The sequence below is a fragment of the Anaeromyxobacter sp. PSR-1 genome (genome assembly GCF_000964525.1).
Taxonomy (GTDB): Bacteria; Myxococcota; Myxococcia; order Myxococcales; family Anaeromyxobacteraceae; genus Anaeromyxobacter.
In genome coordinates this window covers 1-9412 of the sequence record NZ_BAZG01000174.1, presented here as the reverse complement: position 1 = coordinate 9412, position 9412 = coordinate 1, and the positions used below count along the sequence as shown (strand labels likewise).

The 9412-nt window shown below is 75.1% G+C and carries 8 protein-coding genes; 7 read left to right on the top strand and 1 reads right to left on the bottom strand.

The window, feature by feature from the left end; genetic code table 11:
• Window positions 1-240: 240 nt before the first annotated feature.
• The 7 genes from PSR1_RS18905 to lepB are packed head-to-tail and all read left to right on the top strand — an operon-like array spanning window position 241 to window position 7642.
• Entirely contained in the window at window positions 241-972 is a 732-nt protein-coding gene (locus PSR1_RS18905) for a YIP1 family protein (RefSeq protein WP_059438987.1), read from the top strand.
• A gap of 20 nt (window positions 973-992) precedes the next feature.
• Window positions 993-2336: a TolC family protein gene (locus PSR1_RS18900; RefSeq protein WP_059438986.1), complete on the top strand. Its 1344-nt coding sequence runs from the start codon at window positions 993-995 to the stop codon at window positions 2334-2336.
• Window positions 2337-3713 carry an efflux RND transporter periplasmic adaptor subunit gene (locus PSR1_RS18895; protein WP_059438985.1) on the top strand — a complete coding sequence of 459 codons (1377 nt, stop codon included), beginning with the start codon at window positions 2337-2339 and terminating at the stop codon, window positions 3711-3713.
• A 2-nt stretch (window positions 3714-3715) separates the two neighbouring features.
• Complete coding sequence (locus tag PSR1_RS18890) at window positions 3716-4444, top strand: ABC transporter ATP-binding protein (protein ID WP_059438984.1); 729 nt, start codon at window positions 3716-3718, stop codon at window positions 4442-4444.
• A complete protein-coding gene (locus PSR1_RS18885; RefSeq protein ID WP_059438983.1) occupies window positions 4441-5703 on the top strand; it encodes an ABC transporter permease in 1263 nt (420 codons plus the stop codon). The genes PSR1_RS18890 and PSR1_RS18885 overlap by 4 nt, the downstream gene beginning before the upstream one ends.
• Window positions 5700-6938 (top strand): ABC transporter permease, encoded by a 1239-nt coding sequence (locus PSR1_RS18880; protein ID WP_059438982.1) that lies wholly within the window; start codon window positions 5700-5702, stop codon window positions 6936-6938. The genes PSR1_RS18885 and PSR1_RS18880 overlap by 4 nt, the downstream gene beginning before the upstream one ends.
• A gap of 32 nt (window positions 6939-6970) precedes the next feature.
• Window positions 6971-7642 carry a signal peptidase I gene (gene lepB / locus PSR1_RS18875; RefSeq protein ID WP_059438981.1) on the top strand — a complete coding sequence of 224 codons (672 nt, stop codon included), beginning with the start codon at window positions 6971-6973 and terminating at the stop codon, window positions 7640-7642.
• Between the two features lie 303 nt (window positions 7643-7945).
• On the opposite strand, the gene PSR1_RS18870 is transcribed toward lepB, so the two are convergent.
• Window positions 7946-9412 (bottom strand): ATP-dependent DNA ligase (locus tag PSR1_RS18870; RefSeq protein WP_059438980.1); only part of this gene is annotated, 1467 nt, incomplete at its 5' end.

Sequence of the window (9412 nt, the reverse complement as noted above, 5' to 3'; positions counted from 1 at the left end):
CGCGTCGAGCGCGCGCTCGCGCTGCTCGGCTGACCGCCCGGCCTGCGCCGGCCCGGCGCCGTGGCCCCCGGCGAGCGCCGGGGCGGCCGGGTGCGCGCCAGCGCCCACCCACGCGGGTGAGCGATGGTGGACCTGGGCCGAATGTCACGGGATTATGCGCTCGGTCTCCTTGTTTCCCGACGGGCGAGCGCGCGAAGCGTGAAATACGCGGTCCGCTGCCCCGTAGGGCCGGGCACGCACATGACCGCATCCGAGCTTTCCACCGACGGCTCCATCCTCCTCCGCGCGCTCGCGGTGCCGCAGCACGGGTTCTCGCTCGTGACGACGCGCCGCCGCGCCGGCCTCGCGCTCGCGCTCGCCACCGCCGCCGCGCTCGCCACCGCGGCCGCGGTGCTCCCGAGCACCGACTTCGGGGCCGCTTCCCTGGCGGCCGACCGCGGCCCGGACGGCGCCGAGCTCACCGTCAGCCAGCGCGAGGAGAACGCCACCACCGCGCGCAAGCTCGGCCTCATCGCCGGCTGGGCCGGCGCCGCCACGCTGCCGGCGCTGCTCGCGGTGGCCGCCGCGGGCTGCCTGTTCGTCGGGTTCCGCGTGGCCGGGTCGCGCCCGGACTTCAAGGCCACGCTGGCGGTGACCGCGCACGGCATGCTGCCGGTGTGGCTGGGCGGGCTGCTCGCCATCCCGGCCGCGCTGGTCCACGCGCCGCTCGCGCCGGCGGACGTGCCGCGCCTGGTGCCGTCGAGCCTGGCCGCGCTCGTCCCCTCGGCGCCGCCGCCGCTCGCCGCCGCGCTCGGCGCCGCCGACCTCTTCACCGTGTGGGCGCTCGCGCTGGTGGCGCTCGGCATGGCCCGCGCCGCCGGGACCTCGCGGCTGCGCGCCGCGGCGGTGACGCTGGTGCTCTTCGCCGCCTACGTGGCGCTCTTCGAGGTGGTCCCCGCCGCGCTGTCGGCGGGCGGCCCCGGCCCCCGCTAGCACAAGGACCCGAGACCCGCATGCGCTCCCTCGCCGCCGCGCTCCTCCTCGCCCTCGCCTCCGCGACGCGCGCCGAGGGGCCCATCACGCTCGACGACGCGCTCGCGCAGGCCGCGCGCGCGAACGCCGACCTCTCCATGGCGCGCGCCGACCGCGGCATCGCCGCCGCCGACCGCGGCCAGGCCCGCGCGGCGGTGCTGCCGCGCCTCGACCTCGACGCCGGCTTCGGCCACAGCTTCATCGGCCGCGCCACCGGCGCCGGCGCGCTCATCGACCCCATCACCGGGCAGGTGACGGTGGTCGGCGCCGCGAGCGACTCCGAGGCCTACAGCGCCTCGCTCTCGCTCTCGCAGCCGCTCTTCGACTGGGCCCGGTTCAAGGACCTCGACCGCGCCCGCTGGGGCGCCCGCGCCAGCGACCGCGGCTACGACGAGACCGCGCTCTCCGTGTCCTTCGAGGTCACCCGCCGCTTCTACGACCTCGTGAAGCAGGAGCGGAGCCTGGAGGTGCTGCAGAAGACCGTGACGCGCTCGCAGGAGCTGGTGGACCGCGCCGAGGCGCTGTTCACGGCGGGGCGCGCCCCGAAGAGCGACACCTACTCGGCCCGCGTGAACCTGCAGAACGACCGGATCGCGGTGGAGGGGCAGCGCATCCGCGTGGCGCAGGCGCGCACCGCGCTGGCGCAGGTGCTGGGGCGCGTGGACGCCGAGGCGATCTCGGTGGTCGCGCCCGCGGCCATCGACGCGCCCGGCGTCCCCGGCGCCGAGCCCCCGCCCGCCGACGCGCTCCTCGCCCGCGCCCGCGAGCGCCGCCCGGCGGTGCTGGCCCAGGCGGCCTCCGTGCACGCGGCCCGCGCCGCGGTCGGCGGCGCGCAGGCCGGCTACCTGCCCACGGTCTCGGCGGTGGGCTCCTACGCGCGCCAGGGCACCGTGCTCGGCGGCCAGGGCGGCGTCTACGGCGATCCCGCGCGCGACTACAGCGCCTCCGCGCAGGTGGTCCTGTCGTGGAACCTGTTCGAGGGGTTCGGCACCTCCGCCCGCGTGCAGCGCGCCTCGGCCTCGCTCGACCGCGCCCGCGCCGACGAGGACCGCACGCTGCAGGCGGTCGCGAAGGAGATCGGCGACGCGCGGGCGGCGGCGGTGGCGCTCGCGCAGCAGGTGGCGCTCGCCACCGACACGCTCTCCATCGCGCAGCAGTCCCTGGCGCTCGCCACCGAGCGGCTGGAGGCGGGCCTCGCCAACCAGCTCGAGCTCCGCGACGCGAACCTGAAGCTGACGCAGGCGGAGCTCTCGCTCCTGGAGTCCCGCATCGATCACGCCGTGGCGATCGCCGACCTGGCGCGCGCCGCGGGAGGAACGCTCTAGATGGCCACGCAGAACCCGCTCCCGATGCCCTCTCCCGACCACGCCGCGCCGGCCCCGGAAGGCCCGGTGCTGGCCGCCCTCCCGCCGCAGCCGCGCATGAGCTGGACGAAGCGGATCGTCGCCGGCCTGTTCGTGGCGGCGGTGGTCGCCATCACCGTCTCGGCGCTCCGTCCCAAGCCGCCGCCGCCCATCGGCATCCAGGCGGTGGCCGCGAAGCGCGGGCCCATCACCCGCCTCGTCACCGCCGCGGGCAAGCTCCAGGCGGCCACCGAGGTGAAGCTCTCCGCGAACGTCTCGGGCGACCTGCTCGAGCTCGACGCGCACGAGGGCGACCTGGTGAAGAAGGGCCAGGTGCTCGGCAAGGTGGACTCGCGGCGCTACACCGCGCAGGTGGCGCAGCAGACCGCCGCGCGCGCCAGCGCCGCCGCCGACGTCGAGCTGGAGAAGGTGAAGGTCGCGCAGCTCGAGCAGGAGCTGGCCCGGGTGGAGCGGCTGGTGAAGACCGGCAACGCCAGCGCGGCCGAGCTCGACACCGCCCGCTCCAACCTCGGCGCCGAGCGGGCCCGCCAGCAGGCGGCGGTCGAGCGGGTCGCCCAGGCCGAGGCGGCGCTCAGCGAGGCGCGCCACGCGCTCTCGCTCACCACGCTCGCCTCGCCCATCGACGGCGTCATCACCAAGCGCCAGAAGACCGCGGGCGAGCGCGTGCGCGGCTCGGACCTGTCCGAGGACGTGGTGCTCATCATCTCCACGCTCTCCAAGATGGAGGCGAAGATCGAGGTGGGCGAGCACGAGGTGGTCTACGTGAAGGAGGGCGACACCGCCGAGGTCGAGATCGACGCCTTCCCGGACCAGAAGTTCCCGGCCACGGTGGTGGAGGTGGCGCGCAACGCCACCGTGAAGAACCAGGGCACCGAGGGCGAGGTGACCACCTTCTTCGTGCGGCTCGCGCTCGACCACCCGGTCCAGAACGCGCTGCCCGGCATGAGCGCGCAGGCGTCCATCGCCACCGACACGCGCGAGAGCGCCATCGTGGTGCCCATCCAGGCGGTGACCGTGCGGCCCGAGCGCGAGCTGACCGGCGCCGGCCCCGCGCCGGAGGGCCCGCCCGCCGCGGCGCAGGGCGCCGGGCAGAAGAAGGCCAAGCGCGATCCGCTGCGCAAGGTGGTGTTCGTGATCGAGGACGGGGTGGCGAAGATCCGCCCGGTCGAGACCGGCCTCGCCAGCGACACCGAGCTCGAGATCACCTCCGGCCTGAAGGAGGGCGAGAAGGTGGTGGAGGGGCCGTACCGCGTCCTCTCGCGCGAGCTCGCCGACGGCAAGCGCGTCAACGAGGAGCCGCTGGGCGGCAAGCCGGGCGCCGGCGGGAAGAAGGGGTAGCCGTGGCCGAGCCGCTCATCGTCGTCGAGGAGCTTCACCGGCACTACGTGGTGGGCGGCGAGACCGTGCGCGCGCTCGACGGCGTGTCGTTCACCATCGAGCGCGGGGAGTGGGTCGCGATCGTGGGCCAGTCCGGCTCGGGCAAGTCCACGCTCATGAACCTGCTCGGCTGCCTGGACACGCCCAGCGCCGGCGTCTACCGCCTGAACGGCTCGGACGTGGAGGGGCTCGCCGACGACCAGCTCGCCGACCTGCGCAACCGCGAGATCGGGTTCGTGTTCCAGACGTTCCAGCTGCTGCCGCGGGCGAGCGCGGTGCAGAACGTGGAGCTGCCGCTCGTGTACCGCGGGGTGCCGCGGCGCGAGCGCCGCGCCCGCGCCGAGGCGGCGCTGCGCGCGGTGGGCCTCGCGAACCGCATGACCCACCGGCCCAACGAGCTGTCCGGCGGCCAGCGGCAGCGCGTGGCCATCGCCCGCGCGCTGGTGGGCGAGCCGTCGATCCTGCTCGCCGACGAGCCCACCGGCAACCTCGACTCCGCCACCGGCGAGGAGATCATCCGGCTCTTCTCCGAGCTGCACCAGCGCGGCCACACCATCATCCTCGTCACCCACGAGCCGCGGCTGGCGGCGCGCTGCCCGCGCGCCATCCGCCTGTCCGACGGCCGGGTGGTGGGCGACGGCCCCGGCGCCGAGGTGGCGGCGCTGTCCGGCGCCCGGGCGGTCCACGCATGAACCGCGTCACCCGGGCCTTCGTCCGCGCCGGCGCGGAGCTCGCGGAGGCGGTGCGCATCGCGCTCGGGTCGCTCGTCGGCGCGCGGCTGCGCAGCTTCCTCACCACGCTCGGCATCGTCATCGGCGTCATGACGGTGATCGCGATCGTCGCCATCATCCAGGGGCTGAACCGCTCGTTCGAGGGGCAGATCGCGAACCTGGGCGCGAACACGCTCTACGTCTCCAAGTTCGCCTGGCTGGCGCAGGGCCGCGGCGAGTGGTGGGAGATGCGGAACCGCAAGGACCTGGGCAAGCGCGAGCTGGCCGCGGTGGAGCGCGAGGTGACGCTCGCCACGGCGGTGGCGCCGCAGGCCGGCACCCGCGGCACGGTCACCCGGCTCGACAAGGAGCTGTCCGGGGTCCAGCTCATCGGCACGAACGCGCGCTACCTCGACACCGGCGCCGGCTCGGTGCAGGCGGGGCGCTTCCTCACCGACACCGACGTGGACCTCGAGCGCGCCGTCGCGGTGCTGGGCCACGCGGTGGCGGAGCGGCTGTTCCCGGGCGCCTCGCCGGAGAGCGTCCTCGGCCAGCGGGTCACGCTGGAGGGCCACCCGTTCACGGTGGTGGGGGTGATGGCGAAGCGCGGGCAGATGCTCGGCATGGACATGGACAGCAACGTGACCATGCCGTTCACCACGTTCCTGCGCGACCTCGGCTCGAAGCGCTCGCTCAACCTGGCGGTGGCGTCCGCGCCGGAGGACCTCTCCGCGCTCGAGGACCAGATCGTCGGCGTGCTGCGCCGGGTCCGGCACGTCCCGCCCGACAAGAAGGACGACTTCGCCATCAACCGGCAGGAGCAGTTCCTGCGCATCTACCGCCAGCTCACCGGCGCGCTGTACGGCGTCGCCATCGGCGTGGGGCTCATCACGCTGGTGGTGGGCGGCATCGGCATCATGAACATCATGCTGGTGTCGGTGACCGAGCGGACCCGCGAGATCGGGGTGCGGCGGGCGCTCGGCGCCCGGCGGCGCACCATCCTGCTCCAGTTCCTGATCGAGTCGTCGGTGGTGGCCGCGCTGGGCGGCGCGGTGGGCACCACGCTCGGCCTCGGGGTGGCGCAGCTCGTGGCGCTGCTCACGCCGCTCGCGGCGGCGGTGACGCCCTCGGCGGTGGCGCTGGGGCTCGGCTTCTCCGCGGGCGTGGGCCTGCTGTTCGGCTCGTGGCCGGCCTGGCGCGCGGCGCGCCTCGATCCGGTCGAGGCGCTGAGGTACGAATGAACGCCTTCCTCGACACGCTGGCGATGGCCTTCGGCACGCTGCGCGGCAACGTGCTGCGCTCGATGCTGACCTTGCTCGGCATCGTGATCGGCGCCTGCACGGTGGTGGCGATGATGTCGCTCACCGAGGGGCTCCGCCTCAAGATGACGAGCGACTTCGCCATGCTCGGCGCCGGCGCGTTCCAGGTCCAGAAGTGGCCGCACATGAACTTCGGGCCGATCGACTGGCGCAAGTACGAGCGGCGCCCGCCGCTCACCCGCGAGCAGGGCGAGGCGCTCCGGTCGCTGCCGCACGTGAAGTTCGTGTCGATCGAGGAGTACCCGACCGGCGACGGCGGCGCGGTGGTGCTCTCCACGCCGGAGCGGGCCACCCGGCGCGAGATCTCCATCGGCGGCGTGCTCCCCGACTACGAGCCCGCCAACGGCGTCACCGTCGGCCAGGGCCGGTTCATCAGCACCACCGACGTGCTGCTCGGGCGCCGGGTGACGTTCGTGGGGACCGACGTGGTGGACGTGCTGTTCCCGAAGATGGACCCCATCGGCCGCGAGGTGCGCATCCGCGGCGTGCCCTTCGAGATCATCGGCGTCTCGGTGAAGCAGGGCAGCATCTTCGGCCAGTCGAAGGACTCCTGGGCGGTGGTGCCCTGGACCGCCTACGAGGTCGCGTTCGGGCGGAACCGGAACAACAACATCGCCATCCAGGCCACCTCGGCGGAGGACCTGCCGCTCGCCATGGACGAGGTGGTCGCGGCGCTGCGGCGGCTGCGCGGGCTCGGGCCGCAGGACGAGAACGACTTCGAGCTGTTCTCGAACGACACCTCGGCGGAGATGTTCGACAACCTGGCGCGGATGGTGGGCGCGGCCACGTTCGGCGTGTGCGCGCTGGCGCTGCTGGTCGGCGGCATCGGGGTCATGAACATCATGCTCGTCTCGGTGACAGAGCGGACCCGGGAGATCGGCGTCCGGATGGCCCTGGGCGCCCGGCGCGGCCGCATCCTGATGCAGTTCCTGCTCGAGTCGATCACGCTGTCCGGCCTCGGCGGTCTGGTGGGCGTGCTGGTCGGCGCCGGCCTGGCCCTGGGGGCCCGGGCCGTGTTCGACGTTCCCGCGAGCATCCCGGCCTGGGCGGTGATACTCTCCCTCGCCTCCGCCTGCGGGGCCGGGCTGCTGTTCGGCATCTACCCGGCCGCCCGAGCCTCGAAGCTCGACCCGGTGGAGGCGATGCGGATCGAATAGGAGAGCGGCGGCGCGTGGACAGAGCGAAGGTGATGAGAGAGGTACGGGGCTGGACGCTCACCATCCTCGCGGTGCTCGCCTTCCGGACGTTCCTCTACGAGGCCGTCTACATCCCGTCGGGCTCGATGCTGCCGACGCTGGAGATCGGCGACTACGTCATCGTGGAGAAGTGGGCCTACGGCGCGCGGCTGCCGTTCACGCCGACCGCGCAGGCCACCTGGGCGACCCCGAAGCGCGGCGACATCGTGGTGCTGCTCGCGCCCCCGGGGAACCCGCGCGACGACGACCTCATCAAGCGGGTGGTGGCGGTCGGCGGCGACACGGTCGAGATCGTGGACGGGCACCTGGTGCTGAACGGCCAGCCCGTGCCCCGCGAACGGATCGCCGGCTCGTGCAGCTACTGGGACCGCCCCGAGGGCTCCGGCTGGCGCGAGGAGCCCTGCGTGGACGCGGTCGAGCAGCTCGGGCCGCACCGCTACCACACGTACTGCACCCCGTACCAGGAGTGCGGGGACGTGCCGCCGCAGAAGGTGCCGGAGGGCACGGTGTGGCTCGCCGGCGACCACCGCGACCACTCCGCCGACAGCCGCGTGTTCGGCCCCGTCCCCGTCGGCCGCATCAAGGGCCGCGCCTGGATCGCGCTCGCGTCCTGGGGTCCGGGCGGGCCGAGATGGAATCGGCTGTTTCACTTCGTGAATCATTAGCCACGAGGGCTGCGCAGGCAGTTCGGGCGCCCGAACCGGAGGCGGGTGCACGCCCTGAGCTCGCCCGAGGGCGAGCCGGCGTGGCTTCGAGGGCGCTGCGGCGGCCGGAGCGCTTCCGCGTGACCGCCCGTCCTCGGGCCTCTCGCAAGCCGATCTCGCCCCCACGGTTCCGGCACGCCGAACCGGACCGGGACGCCCTCGCTCCCTCGAAGCCCGTCCGCCACGCCGCGGACGCCGCTTCCTCTTCGAAGCCCTTTCCAGCCCCCACGATCTGCATGGCCTCGTACGACGGGGAGCGCCCCCTCACCCTCCGTACAACCCGCGCACCGTCTCGATCGTGTCCGCGTCCTCGGGGCGCTTGTCCTCGCGGTAGCGCTTCACCCGCGCGAAGCGGAGGGCGAGGCCGCCGGGGTAGCGGGGGCTGGCCTGGATCCCGTCGAACGCGACCTCCACCACCAGCTCCGGGCGCACGGGGACCTGCCACGCGTCGAGCGGACCCTCCGCCAGCGCCTTCAGGCGCTCGGTCTGCCACGCGAGCATGGCGTCGGTCATCCCCTTGAACGTCTTTCCGAGCATCACGAAGCCGCCGCCGGCGGGGTCGCGCGCGCCGAGGTGGAGGTTGGACAGCCAGCCGCTGCGCCGTCCGCTGCCCCACTCCGCGGCGAGCACCACCAGGTCGAGCGTGTGCGCGCGCTTCACCTTCAGCCACGCGGCGCCGCGGCGGCCGGCCTCGTAGGGCGCGTCGAGCGCCTTCGCCACCACGCCCTCCTGGCCGCGGGCGAGGGCGTCCTCGAGGAACGCGCGCGCCTCCGCGGGATCGCGGGTGACGAGGCGGGGCACGCGGCGGTCCGCGGGGACGGCCCGCTCGAGCGCCGCCCAGCGCTCGCGCTCGGGGCGCGCCAGCAGCTCGGCGCCGCCGGCCACCAGCGCGTCGAAGAAGAACGCGGTCAGCGGCAGCTCGGGCGCGAGCCGCTCCACGTCCAGCTTCCGCCCGAAGCGGCGCATGGTGACCTGGAACGGCTCGGGCGTGCCGTCGGCGCGGAGCGCGATGGCCTCGCCGTCGAGCACGAGCAGCGGCTCGGGCGCGGCGCGCAGGAGCGCCACCACCTCCGGCACCGCCGCGGTCACGTCGCGCAGCGAGCGCGAGAACACCCGCACCTCGCCGCCGTCGCGGTGCGCCTGGATCCGCGCGCCGTCCAGCTTCCACTCCAGCGCCGCCTCCCCGCCGAGCGCCCGGAGCGCCTCGTCCACGTCCGCCGCGGTCTGCGCCAGCATGGGCGACACGGGCTCCCCCACCCGCAGCCGGAAGCGCGCGAGGCCCGCGGCGCCCTCGGCGAGCGCCGCCTCGGCCACGGGCGGGAGCGCGCCGGCGAGCATGGCCGCGCGCCGGACCTCGCCCGCGGGGAGCCCCGCCGCCCGCGCCACCGCGTCGGCGAGGACCCCCTCCAGCGCGCCCTGCCGCAGCTCGCCGAGGAGGAGCGCCGCGAGGAACCGCCGCTCGGGATCGCCGGCGCGGGCGAGGAGCGCGTCGAGCGCCGCGCGCCGCGCCCCGCCCGACCCGGGGCCGGCCGCGGCCGCGATCCGGCGGAGCGCCGCGTCCACCTCCGCGACCGTGAGGCCCGGCCCGCCGCCCTCCCGCGGCGCGGCCTCGAGCGCCGCCCGCACGGTGGCGGCGCCGATCCCGATGCGCCCGCCGGGCAGGTCGCCGGCGAGCCAGCTCGCGCCCACGGCGCGCTCCTCCGGCGCGAGCCGGCGGAGCGCCTCGGCGAG